The 16801-nt window shown below is 35.2% G+C and carries 10 protein-coding genes; 1 reads left to right on the top strand and 9 read right to left on the bottom strand.

The window, feature by feature from the left end:
* The first annotated feature begins 408 nt into the window (after positions 1-408).
* Complete coding sequence (locus tag WH188_RS05250; protein WP_339423460.1) at positions 409-1062, top strand: DUF5710 domain-containing protein; 654 nt, start codon at positions 409-411, stop codon at positions 1060-1062.
* A 247-nt stretch (positions 1063-1309) separates the two neighbouring features.
* Here the strand turns inward: WH188_RS05250 and WH188_RS05245 are convergent, their stop codons facing one another.
* The 9 genes from WH188_RS05245 to mobC form a co-directional block, all read right to left on the bottom strand.
* Positions 1310-2044 carry a ComF family protein gene (locus tag WH188_RS05245; RefSeq protein WP_339423459.1) on the bottom strand — a complete coding sequence of 245 codons (735 nt, stop codon included), beginning with the start codon at positions 2042-2044 and terminating at the stop codon, positions 1310-1312.
* Positions 2045-2300: 256 nt separating this feature from the next.
* Positions 2301-3554, bottom strand: coding sequence for an RNA polymerase sigma factor (locus WH188_RS05240; RefSeq protein ID WP_339423458.1), 1254 nt, complete (start codon positions 3552-3554; stop codon positions 2301-2303).
* 2 nt (positions 3555-3556) lie between these two features.
* Entirely contained in the window at positions 3557-3898 is a 342-nt protein-coding gene (locus tag WH188_RS05235) for a YciI family protein (RefSeq protein WP_339423457.1), read from the bottom strand.
* Between the two features lie 775 nt (positions 3899-4673).
* Complete coding sequence (avs1c, locus tag WH188_RS05230; protein ID WP_339423456.1) at positions 4674-4907, bottom strand: AVAST type 1 anti-phage system protein Avs1c; 234 nt, start codon at positions 4905-4907, stop codon at positions 4674-4676.
* On the bottom strand, positions 4894-5139 hold the full coding sequence (avs1c, locus tag WH188_RS26270; protein ID WP_445265585.1) for an AVAST type 1 anti-phage system protein Avs1c: 246 nt from the start codon (positions 5137-5139) through the stop codon (positions 4894-4896). Before avs1c (WH188_RS26270) ends, avs1c (WH188_RS05230) begins: the two co-directional genes overlap by 14 nt.
* A complete protein-coding gene (locus WH188_RS05225) occupies positions 5136-10973 on the bottom strand; it encodes a hypothetical protein (protein ID WP_339423455.1) in 5838 nt (1945 codons plus the stop codon). The genes avs1c (WH188_RS26270) and WH188_RS05225 overlap by 4 nt, the downstream gene beginning before the upstream one ends.
* Positions 10970-12163, bottom strand: coding sequence for an AVAST type 1 anti-phage system MBL fold metallo-hydrolase Avs1a (gene avs1a, locus WH188_RS05220; protein ID WP_339423454.1), 1194 nt, complete (start codon positions 12161-12163; stop codon positions 10970-10972). Before avs1a ends, WH188_RS05225 begins: the two co-directional genes overlap by 4 nt.
* Before the next feature lie 333 nt (positions 12164-12496).
* A complete protein-coding gene (locus tag WH188_RS05215; protein ID WP_339423453.1) occupies positions 12497-14734 on the bottom strand; it encodes a hypothetical protein in 2238 nt (745 codons plus the stop codon).
* A 73-nt stretch (positions 14735-14807) separates the two neighbouring features.
* Positions 14808-16787: a conjugal transfer protein MobC gene (mobC, locus tag WH188_RS05210; protein WP_339423452.1), complete on the bottom strand. Its 1980-nt coding sequence runs from the start codon at positions 16785-16787 to the stop codon at positions 14808-14810.
* Between the last annotated feature and the right edge of the window lie 14 nt (positions 16788-16801).

The following is a 16801-nucleotide window of genomic DNA, read 5'->3' as shown; positions in this document are numbered from 1 at the left end:
TTTTATTCTAAGAATTATCCACCTCAAAAATTTATCATTTTTTAAATAATATCTAAATTTATTATCGGCAAAGGATTGCAAAACATAATACGACATTAATTGAGTTATCAAGGGCAGCAAAACCATCAATAGGTATGAAAGCGGCAAATTAAATCTTAGCGTCGACCTTATTGAAAAAATCTGATCCACAATAGGCGTCACGCCAGAGATTTTAATTAAATGAGTTACAATATTTTGTGTGCCTAAATGTTATATTTAGGCACACAAAATATTGTAATAATATAAAATTATAAAATACGAGATTAAGGGTAACAGATATTGTTCACTTAAGTCAATGTAAAGGAAATATTGAAATAGGTTTTTAAAAATGAATACCTAATTTAATGGATAACAACTATCATTAAAACTATGCCCTATAAAATTAATGTTCCCTACTCAGAAAAAGATACCGCAAAGGCTGTTGGTGCCTTTTGGGATAACGCTTCTAAAACGTGGTATATTCCAGACCACAAGCATTTCAATGATTTTTTGAAATGGATTAATATAAAAGATATCAGTATTATCCTCAAAGCCCCATACTATTTGGGACTTAACAAAAGAGAATGCTGGAAATGCTCCAAAGAAACTACTGTTATATCTCTTTATTCTGACAATTTTTATAAATATAATGATGATGACGACACAGATGAGCCTGCCTTTCATCCTGTAGATTCAAAATCATTTGTCTATTCTCTGGCTTTTATAGAACCGGATGTTGCCAATTTTATTCATAAGGAATTTCAGTTCTATAAGTTAGGGTATTCAAAAATGGCGGATAGTACTTATTGGGCTAATCATTGCGAACACTGCAAGGTAATTCAAGGCGATTTCCATCTTCATGAAGAACCTGATGGCGCATTTTGCCCGATAGATGAAGAAAGTTGTAAGAAACTTACACTCATTGAAATGCCGTTTACATATGATTTGGGTCTGGACGGAGCCTTTTCATATTCTTCGAACGAGGATGAGATCTTTGAATTGGCAAAGAAAGTGAAATGGGAGAATTTCAAAGAGAATAAATAGGGGCATTATGGCAATAAGTTAAGGGTATCTCAGCAATAAGAGGTATTTCTATTTAGTGTTTTCACATTTATGCACAAGCTCATGATAATATTTACTCATTGAAGTTTGTCCTGACATAACACCTCTGTCGAGAGGTTAGCTCAAGCTGTTTTATTGAAAGAAAAGTTCGTTCAGGGAACATACGGCGACAATTATGGAAGCCTATCTTTTTGATTTGAGCACAACATAACTTAACATTATGTCTTTTTCAAATAAAGAATGTTCCTTCATTATTGAAGCTGGGCATAGGCAGTTTGAGCACACCGTTGAAGTTGCTTAAATATGGCTGGCCTTCTTCACGAACGGTTGGGTAATAAAAATCCCTCATTTCCTGATACGCTTTATCTTCTTCCAACTCTTTATTGAAAGTTGGATCGTAAACGGTACGAGCAAGGGCATATACCCTAAAGTCTATATCCGGATAGTCCTTCAATAAGGCCTTCCACACTGCTCTTGCAGTTGCCCCGGTGGTGATGACATCGTCTATAAACCAAAATCGCCTAAATGTCCTTCTGTTGTAACCATAGCAAACCTGAAAGGTATCCTTTAAGGCATCCCATCTATCTTCCTTGGAAAGATATTTCAACTCTGGTGTTTCATGTAGCTTCTTGATCATATCAAAAGGATAACGGATCCTAGATGCTCGGGCCGTCCTATGGCATAAATATGCGAGGGGCTGTTCCTTCTCTGAAGCAAATGTTGCACGCTGTTCATTATGTCCCAGCGCCCGCACCATTATATCTTTCAAATCATGCTCAAGCTTTCCGAAATCGTCATACATGAAGCCCAACCAGACGTTGACCGCGGGACGGTAGTTCTTCTTTAAGCTCAGGATACTCTCCGATATCGGGTCATAGCCCTGCGACCTCGGAAGATAACCGCAGACATAGTGGACGGGTGCCTTGCGACCATCCAGCTCCAACCATTCGTTTGGGTTTCTCATTACACTAAGATAAGAAATTGAAATCATAGAAGATACAAGCTCTTTTAGTCGAAGCGAAAGTATATTAAGTCCTTCATATTTCTGGACTAAGGTATTAGCCCGTTGTTAAAGCAAATGGATTAAGCTTAGAATTTTATCCGGAACCTGATGTTGCAATTGAAGAACAGCACTCAGAGCACAAAAAATAACTGGAAAGGCAAGAAGCCAAGTATTGGCATAGGTAAGGTTGATTCCAAAGTGAATTAAAAACATTGATCTATGATATTTTTTTCATTTTCTGCAACCTTTCTATTTCCAATTTTATTGTCTTTTGTTCTGTTGGCGATTTTGTCAATTTAATAGCTGTAGTATAATGTTGAACGGCAATGTCGAGGTCTGTACTGGAATATAGATAACCTAGTAATTCATAAAAATAATTGCTCTCCGATAGATCTAGTTTTTCTACTTCATTGATTGCTTTTTTAAAACCATGAATTTTAGAGAATGCAAATGCCCTGTTCAGGGCAGTAATAGGTGAATACTCAATAAAGAGGAGCTGATTGTATAATTGTAGAATATGCTTCCATTTGTTATCATTGGTAGATGTAGTATGCCAATAGGCAATTCCAGCCTCTATATGATACTTAGATACATCAGTGCCACAACAGGCATTCACTAAATAATAATTACCTCTGTCAATTAGGGATTGGTCCCACAGCTTTTTATCCTGATTGTCAAAAAGTATAGCTTCGCCATCAGCTCCTGTCCTAGCATCCAATCTTGAGCTTTGAAAACACATCAATGCCAAAAGGGCATTTACACGAGGTACATTGGTCAAAGGATTTTCGGTAAGCACGAGCATTAACCTCACGGCTTCCGAACAAAGTTCTTTTCTGACTGTCTGGTTGCCGGTGCTGGAGAAATACCCCTCGTTGAATAGTAGGTACAGCATTTTCAGAACAGTGTCCAATCTAGATTGAATCTCTAGTTCACTTAGGGCTTTAATTTTGAAATTGTCATTCCGAAGTTGGGTCCTTGCTCTATGTAAACGCTTTTTAACGGTTTCTTTTTTTGTCAAAAAAGCATTGGCAATTTCTTCGACACTAAAACCACATAGAATTTGAAGTGCCAGACTAATCTGTGCCTCCCTTGAATTGGCAGGGTTGCAAACTGCAAAAATCATAGCTAACTGGCTGTCGGCAATAATTTGGGTATTAAATTCAAAATCTTTGTTTACCTCGATTTCGTCCGGTTTAACGGCATCTTTTACCTGAGTTTGAAAAATGGCAATGTGCTTGAAATAGTCCTTTGTCTTATTCTTTGCCACCAGGTAAAGCCAGGCTGTCGGATTTTCCGGTACGCCGTTGATAGCCCAATGTTCTGATGCTTTCAGAAACGTATCACTGGCAATATCTTCTGCAATTTCAATATGCACCAAGCCAAAATGACGGCAAAGGACAGCCGTCATCTTAGCATATTCCTGTCGGAACAGGTGCGGTAGCAGTTCATTATGTGAGTTGGCGCTGCTCAATGCTAACTACGCTTTAGAACCTCTCTAATTTCGATGCTCCCCCCAATTTTAAATATTGGATTTTCTTTGGCCATTTCTACGGCCTCATCAATGGTATTTGTTTGAACTACAATGTAGCCGCTAATAAATTCCTTGATTTCGGTATAAGGACCGTCGGTTACCATATTATCCTGTCTTACAGTTTTGGCACTTTCGGGAACAGGTAATAACGTATTACCTTTGTCCACCAATTTGTTCTGAGCTGCTATTCCTGCCAGCCAGTTCATTCTCTCCTGCATCTGCTCGGGAGATGGTTGAAAATCAGCAATGTTTTTTAGTCTGAAAATTAATGCAAATTCTTTCATGTCTTTAAATTTAATTCTACCCTAATAACGATTGAATTTTCATAATGGGGACAACTTATAACAAGTTACATAAACTTAATGCTTTCCAAAGTATTTAAATATATAAGACAGCTATTAAACAGTTAAAGCCTTTTAATGAATGCTCTACCCGTTGGTGAAAGGTCATAACCTACCTTATGGCTTATGGTCAAGCCCAAGTTTTTCAGTTTTCGGATATTTAGCTTCAGCCATTCTTTTTCAAAGCTTGTTAATTGTGCTATATTTTTTGCATGTAAATTGGGGTGATCTTTTATCGGCCAATAGAGTTTTCCTTGTCCAATATCTTTGCCTGCTATAACAGTCCAACCGTTCCAATTTCTTTTAGTCGCAATGTTTTTTTTTAAACAAATACTTTGGTTTGGTAAGCTTTTTCTTCTGCTGCTAATGAGGTATGGTCGTTCTGTATAGTTCCGAGCAATCTAAAGGACTGCAAAAACAAGGTGATTTTACGAACGATTATGCGGGAATGAAAGGTATGAACAGTAATAGGTACCTGAATCCTAATGAAGAAATCCTTAAAAATACTTATATCTAAAAAAGTGAGTGTATTTACAACTACCTCTAAAATACCTTATTAAATCATTGATAATTCTTTAAACAGTCCTGTAATGCCAAGGCTACGATGAATTTTCTTTTAGGGAAGAGATTATACATTAGTAATTAGAAATAATAGGTGTTTTAAAAAATTATAAAACCTATTACTTCTAATAAAAAATAATATTTTTCATATAAATAATCAGTCTTCTGACATTGTTTCCTTTGAAGATGATAATCTTGCTACAGTGTTTGCCATTAATCTAGCCATTTCATTTACCGTGTTTAAATTTGCTCTATTATTAGGTGCGTAACGCACATTCTCAATACCTTTAATTGATTTTATATTCTCCTTATTAATCACAATTAAATCTTTTTCAAATCCTTCAGACAAGAAAAACATATTTCGTTCAAATTCTTTTCTACTGGTCGGCATCCTTTTTACTTTTAAACTCTGGTCGCTCGAAATTAGCTATTGAATTAGCTAAGAGTCTAGTTGATTCATTAATAGTCAAAAAATTAGTTCGTCTATTAGGCATGATTCGAACATTGAGTAGTCCATTTATCAATCTTGGATCGGGAGGAATATGAAATTTCCCATCCTTAATTCTTTCAGCTAATAGGCTAATCCGCCTTTCAAATTCTTTTCTATTGTTGGGTGAGATCATCTTTTTATTATTCTTTGTTCAAAAACATCAATATATACTTCTTTATGGCCATAATAAATCTGCCAGACCAATTTGTATTTTGTTTTCAGTCCGTCAACAACCTCTTTGGAGATCGTTGAATAATACCCTGTCTGTTGGGCCACCCCTTGCTTTGAGTTATCCCAATTCCGCCCTCTTCTCCAATATGTAGAAGAAATATCATTGGTTATTCCCGGAATTAATTTAGCTATATTTGGATTTTGTTCAGCTGGCACTAATTCACTTCCTGTTACATCGCCTGCATTCTCACAATTAATAAAAAATGGGGTTACTTCTTCATCATCTTTAAATGTTGCAGGATATCTATTTGCCGGAAAAGATAGCCAAGGATAAGAATTACCTTTCTCATTAAATGAATCAATCGGAATTAAATAAGCATTCAATTCGATATTTTCGATTGTTCTCCGATCTGATCCCGAATATTTTGTAATCGTGTAATTCAATGGGATTTCGTCATTAATTAACAATTGGTCAATATTAACTTTGTTACTACTAAAAACTTTTTTAATAGTTGACTCAAATTGGTCGCCCACGGTTAAAATGTCCACATTTAACTTATTCTCTGGAAAAGCAGGTTGATACATTCTTAATATATCTGCTACATTTTCTTTAATATCGAGGGAAACATATGAGTTAATTGCAATATTAAGGGCATATCTTAAGAGATTATCAAAATCCGGTATCAGATTAATATCATTGTTATCGTTAAAGCTCCTTTTCATATAATCACTCGCTTTTTGACACTCTTCAATTGAAAGGTTAACAACCAACTGTTGAATTTGATCCAGCAGTATTTCTTCAAATTGAGTATTTAGAATGTTGAGTTCATTCAGATCATATAAGAAATCATCTATTGGCTCTAAGTATTCTTCTTCAATTTCAATCTCCTCGTTTTTTATTGCAACTGTTGTAAAAGTTTTCTCAAATTTTGAAATTAAAACATCCAAACCAGTTGCTCCATTTAATTTTAATTCTTTGAGAGAATTCATTAGGGTATACTTTATCATGAAATGTTCAATTTCAAAAACTTCTTTCTCATTTCGCTCAATGCAGGTCTTAAGCACATCCGAAAATCCAATAATATTTAAATTAGAGATTTGATGAATCGCTGAGGCTGAAAGTTCTTTCGATATCTTATACCCTTCACTGCAAATTTCCGTCATCAGTGTATTAACTATTTTTTCTGCCATATGAGATCCTAGCCAAGTTAATATCTCTATCGTTCTATTTTTTACTACGATAGACGGGTGATTTAAAAACCAGACTAATAATTCTAATATCAGATTATCCTGTTGATCCTGTGTTACCTTCCGTGTACTAATACTTAACCAACTATACTTATCTTTATAAGCTTGTGGCGTCTTCACCATTAAGTCTATATGCTCAAGAACAGAAGATAATATCAATTGCTTCTCATCCTCATCCTCTATATTTCGAAGTAGGCTCATTATCTGGTCAGCAATTACCCAACCTTCGAAGTAAGGCTCATTAATAATTAGGTCTTTTATATCCTTAATAAATTCGGATGAGTTATCATAACTCTCAGACAAAAGATCTCTGACATCATCAATTTTATGGGAATAATTAGATGACCATACTCCATATTTTTGACTTTGCAACTCCTGCAGAGCTTCAATTATGACCTTCCTTGCACCAGCCTTATTTTCAGCATCAAGCTTTTTCTGTATTGATTCTTTTACTTTAACTAATAAATCTAAAGGATCGTCTTTATCTTTAATTTCCGAATAAGCCTTTACTTGATTAACGTCTGGTGCCTGTTTTGAAAGAGGAGGCTCAGGCTTCATACCAACAATCTCGAGGTAAACAATAACCTTTTCATAATTTGAAGGACTCAGTTCTTTAAACAATTTATGAAGATATTCATTACGATATTCATCATTTATTTCGGTAATCACAAATCGGGATAAGCGTCTAAATAGTACGTCCAACTTTTCCGGCTCATTACTTTCAGCATAATTTAAGATTCCCGCCTGTATCTTAGCATATCCACTTAAATATCTGTCATCCCCTAAAATACCCAGTTCACTAAGTCCCCAAGCAAACAGTGAAGCATTGCAATCAATATTCTTTAGCATATTTAATATACCACTTTGCTCTTCTATTGCCCTTGCTCCTAATACATAGCCATGCCCGATATTAGGCATATCTACTTTTCCAGATTCTGCATTGTCAATAATTGTATTATAATCTGGGAGCACTAAGTATTTAAAATACGAAATTGCCTTATCGAGAAAACCGATTTTTGCTAAATCTCCAACAAAGACCTCCTGCTGTTGCTTCACATATCGTTGAAATGTCATTTCACCAGAGGCATGGTGCAACTGGGCAGCAAACTTCCCTAAATAGGATTGATTTCCGTTTTGGGGGATGATACTAGAAACTGCGGTATTAATAATTCCTAACTGTGCCTCCTTATACCATGAAGGTCCCATGGATGTATCGATCATTTCTTTAAATATACTTTTGACCCTAGCCTCATTATTTAAAAGACCATATAGCTCTATCAACCTTAACAAATATTCATTTCTTTCATAACGATTTTCTATTGTTGTTATAATATGCTCTTCTAATACTTTGGCAACTTTGAAAGCGGGCAATTCATGTTCAGGATTTTTAGCAAGCTCCCTGGCTAAAACAAAGAGACTATCTGTATATCCTTCAGTATAAAGCCCTAGTTGATATTGCTCTTTTTGTACAATTACCTCAACAAATCCTAAAATTTGATCAGGAAAAGCATCAATAAGCACATGGATTAAATACTTATATATAATGGGGTAAATAGTTTCAGGCAATGCATAGGCACGATTCCAGTGCATTCTAACCCGAAGATCAGGAATCAGCTTACTTAAAAGAAATTTAATGTTTGGTTCAAAAGAATTGATTTGATCAACTTTGCAATCCACCCTAAAACGCTTAATTTTTCCGTTAAGAAAACATAGGTATTGAAAGATCGCTTTAATATTGTACTCCCACTCGTAAAAAAAACCATGTTGAGGCAATTCCGGGAACTGATCGGTTACATCGAAAAATCCTAAACATTCATAATAAAGAGTAATTCGATGAATAGAGTGATGATCCAAATCGACGCCATTATCTTTTCTAAAATCAAACTTCTCTTTGTTGATGTAAACTTTTTCGTAGAGCTTTTCAATAATATCTACTCTTTTTGATCTCCCTAGAAGAATATGCAAAAGCATGAAGTGATAGTCTGGATGAGTACCATATTTATCAATTACGTATTCCAAATCTTCTATCCAAGATGGAATATTATCGTCCGTTTTTCTTCTTGGACTTCTCTGCTGAAAATCCAAAGCATGATAAATACTTATTGCGATAAATCCACTGGCTTTATCATCATAGGTAAATTTATTCTCTATTTCCTTGGTATAAGGTGGTACATTAAACCTCCAAATGAAATAGCCACTATTATAGGAACCGACCTCGTCTTTAAATTTATGTATTGATTCTTTAGGATTGCCACTTGCTTTAATTAATTTAATTGCTGTATCCTTTATATGATCAAATTCGTGAAAAGCCTTTTCAAAATCAGAGTTTGCAGATAATGTAACTGCACGGAACTTTAATTGAATAAATCGATTGAATGAATCGGTATCAAAACCACTTTCAACGAAATTGTTACACGTCTGATTAATCGTGTTAAGCAATACTTCTGCCTCTTCAATTGCATCATACTCGTAAAACTTTTGCAATAGATAAATGGCATCTCCATCTGAAGTTATTAAGGTTTTGTTCCGAACCACATATCTAATAGCCTCCTCTGGTTTATTTAAAGCGAGCAAGGCATTGACAAGAAAAATAGCATTTTCATGAAATAGTGTATTATATCTGAAATTTACACGCTGAGAAAGAAGTAACAGGGAAATAACCTTGTGTGCATTACCCAATTCCGCAGCTAACCCTATTACATCTTTAATATCGGCTAAAACTATATCTGGGTTTATACTATTTATTGCGCAATCATCCACCCAATTCTGATTACATTCTATTATTGCAGTATTTTTCCCATTTTCATCCCCCCGTAATAAATGGAAAACCCGTTCAGAAATTCCGAAATTGGTATCGGGATTTTTCAGAATGAAGGCAGCAACATTTGCGTGAACCCGCTTACTTATTTCCTTTGTCTTCTCATTGATAAAATCTGAAAATGATGTATGATAAATACTGACTAAATTAGTATCTCTTAGCATGTGTTGTATTTTCTTAAAATTTGTCAGAAAATGATGCTTAGTATATTCAGGTACTAATTCTGGTAGTATATCTTTTCCAATGGGTATCCTCAGCCGCGATAGCGTAGCAGCAAGCCAGGTTTCATCAGTATGATCATCAAGTTGTTGCCAGATTTTATTATAATAAATTTCAATTTCCCCTCCGATTTTTGGTATAGAATTAATCCAATTATCTAGCGTAGTAAGATCTTCGGTATCCAAAACGTATTTAGTAAGGTAGCGTAAATACAAAGGATGTCCTTCTGACCTTTGTGATAATTCATTGATCTGAGCCAAGCTCAGTTGCTTACCTTTTAATTGTTCAAACAGAAATTTTTCCGCGTGCTGCAGCGATAATGGGGTGACCTTTATTTCATTAGAAGAATTGATTGCTGCCCGGATTGTTTTTGGCAAAACTTCTTTAGAAGTACAAGAGAAGATGACTTTAAAATTTGACGGTAATTGTTGAGGTAACACTGATAGATAATCTATTATTTTAGATCCGCTGACATCATCTAATCCATCCACAATTAAAAAAGCGATCTTTCCTTGGCCCTGGAAATGGCTTGACAATTGTTGAATAATCTGAATTATAGCAAATATCCTCTCGTTGAAAGTCGTTTCTGGTTTGGGTTTAGGAGGTGGATTATTGAACAATGCTCGATAACAGACTTCTTCAACCCAACGAATGAAAAATTCTGGAGTTGCCCGGATCTGTGTGGGATATTCCTCGTTTTCGGGAACCTTAACAAAGAAACGATCAATTATTATATGATTATTATTCCTAAATTCCAATTGTGCAGCAATTGTGGTTTTACCAGAACCAGGATTACCTTTTATCAAAAAGTAACTAGAATCAATTTGTTCTGTGATCACATGATTTATTTCCTCGAGCACTTCATCATTCGGCGTAGTATCGGAAATATCTTCTTCAATTGAATCAGGAATCGAATGTTCATTTTTATTCACGATTTTAATATCGTGCTCCACTAAAATTTCAGCGACACTTCGGATGCTTGTAGCTCCCAAAGTACCCGCATTATCATAGCCAATAACACCTACCGCAAAACCGTCAATTAATAGAACTGAACCTGATAGCCCTGAAAAGTCATCCAAATTCACATATTGGGTACAGATTAAATCAACATCCCATTTAGTACCCTCGTTAAGACGGGAGACAGTTCCAGTATATCTTCCTCCAGAATTTATTCTTTGTGCTGGAAAGCCAAAGGTTTCCCAATTTTCATCATAAGGTATCTGTATATTTTTTAAAGTAATCGCATTAAAATTAGTTGTCGATTCAAGCTTTGTTATTAAAATTGTAATATCATGTTCTGGTATTCTCTTTAATATTTCGGCTTCGGACCTTACAGTTTCGGAAGAAAATATATAAATAGGTTCTCCTGCGGGAAGATTATGGTCAGCTGTCAGCAAAAATTGTTTATCATTATCAATAAGAACGAAAAAGGCCGTGCCGGATTTATCACCGCATTCAACCCTAACCGTAGCTTTTTCTATTTCTGATGGATGTAATATTCTTGAGGTCATAGTGATAAGGTAAATGGAGCTTGGTCCAAATAATGTATTGAGTAATTGTGTGTTTTTTTCCAGTCTCCTCTATCAAAAAATTTTGAGTTATCAGTTTTATAATTGAAATAAATTTTTCGATGGAAGCCTACCGGGCGATTAATAATATGGGCAATTGTTTTTTTATCGGGATGATTATGGCTTGCTCCATTAGTGGAAATAAGATAATTGTGGGCATCAATCGTTTCTAATAAATCCTTACTAATATTATTAAAGCTCCCATGATGTGAAACTTTAATAAAGTCAAACATAATTATACCATTTTTTTGAAAATCTTTAAGTGATTTTACTATCAAATCCGGGTGCGCGTCTGCAAGAAAAAGTAATTTTTTTTCTTCAATTTTCAATATAAAAGCAATAGAACTACCATTCGTAGCTGTAGTGTCTTCTTCGAAAGGCTGGTTTAGTAATTCTTCAAGCGTATCTTCCGTTGCAGAAATTTTAGTTGGACGTTTTTTATTCATTGCCTTTTCCCATGACATGAGCATTTCAAAAGCATCATCATACAATCCTAAACTACCATTATTATAGTTAATGCCATATCTCTCAAGCTCACCGGACCATAATTTTTTTAGTTTGTTTAACTTCTCCCTGTCAGGAGATAGAAGAAATAAATTTGAATTTTCACTAATTACAATCTCCCTCCCATAATCTGTAGAGATTGCGTTTCCATTAAAATCACTATTCCAAGAGTATTTCCCCTGTAAAATCAATGCTCCGACTGTAGTTCCTTGTTTGGCACTAATTTCTTGCTCATCCTTTAGAATATTTGGTTTTTTAGGATAACCTCTCAGGATTATTTGCCTAAGTATTCGTGATTCTTTTTCATTAATATCTATTTGGTTTTTCTCAAAAAGATGACGGAATGCATTATGCCATATTTCTTTAATTTCTATAAATCTTTCGGAATTATTTTCCTTCAACAATCTTATTGCTCCTTGAATATGATCAGCATCAATGTGAGTTAAAATCAATTTATCGAGCAATCCGCCATTTAAACTTATCTTTATTAGATCATCCTTTAAATTTTTTTTTATTGTTGCAGCATAGCCGCAATCAACTAATATATGCTTTTGTTCCTTCTTATCATGAAAGCTTATTAAAAAGCAGTCTCCATTTTTAGCGGGATACGCTATTATACTTATGTTCATTAACTTTTTAAGAAATTAATAAATTGACTTAACTCTCGTGAATATAAATAAAAAGAAGCATCAATTAATAATGAAAGTAAAATCTTCGATTATTAAATAGAATAATTGCTCTATTACCATTAACATTCTAATACTGGTTCATTCATTCCAAAAGATACAAGAAGCAACTATGATAAGCTTCCCCCTATTATCAGCATTATGTTACCAAACTATTGCTCACAAGCTGCTTCTCGAGCAGCGCTCCCTGCCATATATCTAGCGCTATAAAGTTTATATTTAAAAAACACTCTAAAAAACCTATTAAATTGGACCACATTACCTTTGACAAAATGATTATTCATATGACATATCTTCGATTTTCTCCCTTGTCTCTTCGTCCAAATTGTAATTCTGAATTAAATTTATCCGTTCATGTTCAAACTTTTCACGGTATGCTTCATCAAGCAAATAATAGTTTAGTAAGTGAATATGAGATTCAATATCGGTAACATTAATTCTTAAAATTTTTTCAGCAGTGTTTATTGCTTCAAATAGATGACCACATTTATAAAGGAGGTATGTTAGATTAAATAGTTCTTGTTTATCTGTTTGATTACCTGCCAAAATAGTACCATTATAAAATAAATCTAGCAATTCCGCACTTCTATCTTCATGACCGTTTTCAAATAGCGAATCACTTGCTAAAGCTAAAAAAGTCAAAATACGATTAGCCTTGAGAATCACAATATGCTTTTCATAATCTATTAAATCACTTTTCCCGTCCTTTCTTTTCAAAATTTTTGGGTAACATTGAGAAATATGCTCATGGAAGAAATTAAAATATAATTCAGCATTATTTTTAGGGTATACTGAAGTATTGAATTGTAATTCTGAAAGTAAAGAAATTGATAAACAAAAACGATTGTAAAAATTCGATTCTTTACTTATCAAATCATATAGCAATTCAGAAAACAAGTCATCAGTCCATTGCGGCGTTGTATGATTATTTAATCTTTTATTAATTGATATCCTAAATACACTCTTAATCAATTCACACTTACCCCATAAGTTCGAATTGTCAAATAACTCTTGAAATTGGGGCAAAATTGTAAGTGGAGGATAGCTATCTAAGTGACTGATGGCTCTTAAATAATAAAACTTAAGCTCAGAGCCAGCGTTAGGAAGGGAGTTTAAAAGAAAATGAGCAAGAATACCTGAATACCCACGACTAGCTAAAATAAACAAATTTGCAATAGCAATTTTTTCTTTTTCAGGTACATTTGCTTTAAGCATGTCATCAAAAAATTGATGCCCTAACCGATAATCATAATGATAAAATCGACTTCCTCCTTCATTCAATACTTCTTCTACTTCTAATACTTTAAGAATTTCGGAATAGAAAAAGCTGTCTAAAAAAAATGAAGAACTCTTTTCATTCCCATCCTTCATGTAATCCTCCCAATGAGAATAATAATATTTAATATCATTTAATAAAGATGGATTCGGAGTATATTCACTAGCTGGCTGACCATTAAATGTTGGGCTATCCAACCCGCTTATTGAAATTACATTAGAGAGCGTATTTGAAGTGTCTAATCTGAATATGCTTAGAGCCGTAGTTGAGGAACAGATTTTTGCAAAAGTTTGCTTAAGTACTTTGTAGAATTCGCCTAAAGAAATCAAGTCCACATTATTGACTAATTCTTGTGAAGTTGCAATATCATAACTAGTATCCAAATGTCCAGCTGTTTTGTTTCTAATAATTCGAATTTCATCTATTTTTTCTTGGAAACGATATGATGCTAAAAATCGAGAAAGTAGTTCCGATTCTGCTGGAAACTCAATCTGTGTAAGATAATAATCTAGGCCTGGATCATACTGCTTGTCAGTTGGAGTAATTTCCGGTCTGCTAATTAAATTATCTGCGTAACTGACAATATCTAGTATAAAAATCTTTATAAAAATATGCCGGATAGGTACGACATTTAACTGTTTTAGCATCGATTCAGTATACCCGATAAGAAGTTCTAAAGCTTTAAGTACTCCACCCTTTGTTTGTAAACCATTTTGATGTACCAAACCACCAGAATTATTTCTAGTGAATGCTAAAATATCAGATGATAAATTTGGTTGTTTTTCAATGTCATGTTGATTGTTGACAATTTTTATCAGATCCCTGCTACTTTCATCTATTACAATAGTATGTAGAGGAATAAAACCGCTCAAGGATTGAAAAAATAAATAAATTTTTTCAACCTGATTGGCAAAAAAAACTACTGTTTCCAAATTAATATCAGCCCAATTTGAAAGCCGATCAAAGTAATCTAAATGTTGAAAATGAGCACCAAATTTATCCCGTGAAGTTTTTAGATATTCGGCGTAGAATTGTGCTAAATCGTTCAATTCATCCTTTATTAATTTCAGGTTTAAAGTGGATTTATTAAGACGAAATCCTATTTTAATAAAGTCGTCTAATCTTACTGCAATATATCTGGCAATACTACGGTTGTAAAAATCACAGTTTTCTATTTTAATTAATTCCCTTATTAAAACAATTTCCTTTGCACAATAATTTAAATGATTTATAGTCATAGATTAGATAAACTTTTAAACTTTTAAATATAGCATTATAAAATGTCTAAAAAAATTAAACTCTATGACACCTCTATTTTCTCACCACCAACCGCTCCAACTCCGGGTCGTTCATCATCCGCTGTATCTCCGCATTAACTATTTCCTGTACCTCTTCGCGTATCTGGTTGTAGTTGCGTTGCACCATTTGGTTATCAATTTTGCGGATGATTGGTATTGATTGATAAGCTTTTTCTTCTGCGGCTAAAGCGGCATGGTCGTTCTGTATCTCGTTGTGGAAGGCTTTTAAATGTATCTTTTCTTCCGGATTGTCGGCTACCATTCCGACAAACTCCCCACTGCTCAGTGCTGATATTTTGGATGCGGGAACTGCCGCTTCCAGCTGCTTGGATTTGCTGATCGAGGTGTCGTTCCTATTGATGGAAAGGCTCTGCCTGTCCTGCATGATCCGCCCTACTCTATCGGATAATAGCTTCGCTGTATCGCCAGTTACCTGTCCTGATACAATATTGCCGACGATACCCATAATCACATCTGCCTGCTCCCTTCCATAGTCTTTTCGTAGTTGTGAAAGATCCTGTATGCCCAAGCAGGTCGATACTTTATTGCTCCTTGCCGTGGCTATCAAACTGTCTATACCGTTCAGATAAATGGTCGGAAACTCGTCAAAAATTAGTGAGGATTTAAGCTTTTCTTTCTGATTGACCAGCTTTACTAAACGGTTTACATACAACGACAACACAGCTCCGTATATCTGTACCTTCTGTGGGTTATTGCCCATACACACCAGCTTGGGTGCTTCGGGGTTATTGATGTCCAACGTGAAATCATTACCGCTAAGGACGTAATATAACTGTGGTGATGATAGTCGTGCCATGGCTACTTTAGCGGATGCAATCTGTCCTTCCAGCTGTTCCACCGCACCATTTAGAAAGGCGTTGATAAAGGGATTTATTAATACTTCTACTTCCTGTTCCAGCCTTAATACGGTAAACAACTGGTCGTATTCGAGCTGCATAAACTCCAACACATGTGGCAATGTACAGAACTCTCCATCCTGGTATTTGCGCAGAAACCAAATAATGGCCGTCAAGAAATTGATGGGTGACTCGACGAAGAAATCTCCCTGTTTTTTGATCCATTCCCTGTTCAGTCCCAACAAAATCGTACGTGCCGATTCTGCTGCATCGGTGATATCTGTCATTCCCAAAGGGTCTAAGGGATTGCAACGATGACTTCTAGTGAGGTCATCAAAATTGATAAAATAGCACTCTGACTTGCCTTTGTATTTGTCCTTATTCTTTAGCCAATGGTTGTAAACGATTATGGATAAATCAGGAAACTTGAAGTCATAAACGAACATCGAAAAGCCTTTTGCAATGTGCTGTGTGATTACATGGCGTATAACAAAATAGCTCTTGCCTGCGCCTGGTGTGCCCAGTACCAGCAAGGCTCTGAAAGGGTTAATGATATTGATCCAGCTCATTCTTTTCTTCTTTTTTAACTGATATTGTGCAGGGAGATTGATGCTGAATTCATTCTCCAAAAGACGTTCCTCCTGTGGGAATGTTTCGTTTTCCTCGTTGAAAATATCGTCTTTTAGTGCGTCCTTGATGATACGTGAAAGTAATGTACCACCTGTAAGCACCAGTATAAATCCTATACCCGTTATAGCCATATACAGCACGCTCACCATAGTCTTGCCCCAGTACAGTTGTAGTATAAAACAGCTCAGGAAGTAAAGGGTAAAGCCGGGGATAATGTAGTGCAAAGCTGTTTTGTAGGTGAGCTTCTCGCTCTTCTTTCCTCTTGCGCCGAACAAGGATACAACCAATAACCCCAGAGCAATAAGCTTGGATTTATGGAAGTTGCTGAACAGTCCTGTTCGGGTAATATTGCCCAGTATACTGTCGGAGAAGGGCCATGTTAGACCCCAACCCTGAAACGTGCTATAGCATTGGTAGTAATAATGCAGCAGTAAAACAAAGATGGCCATCCATCTGGTCATGTCTATTATCTTGCGCAGTGCTTGTTCGTTTTCTCCTGTAGACATAGCTTATTATTTTA

Origin of the sequence: Sphingobacterium sp. MYb388 (genome assembly GCF_037479535.1) — a bacterium.
GTDB classification, from domain to species: domain Bacteria; phylum Bacteroidota; class Bacteroidia; order Sphingobacteriales; family Sphingobacteriaceae; genus Sphingobacterium; species Sphingobacterium anhuiense.
The sequence above is the reverse complement of the archived record's forward strand: the minus strand, read 5'-3'. Positions and strand labels throughout refer to the sequence as shown.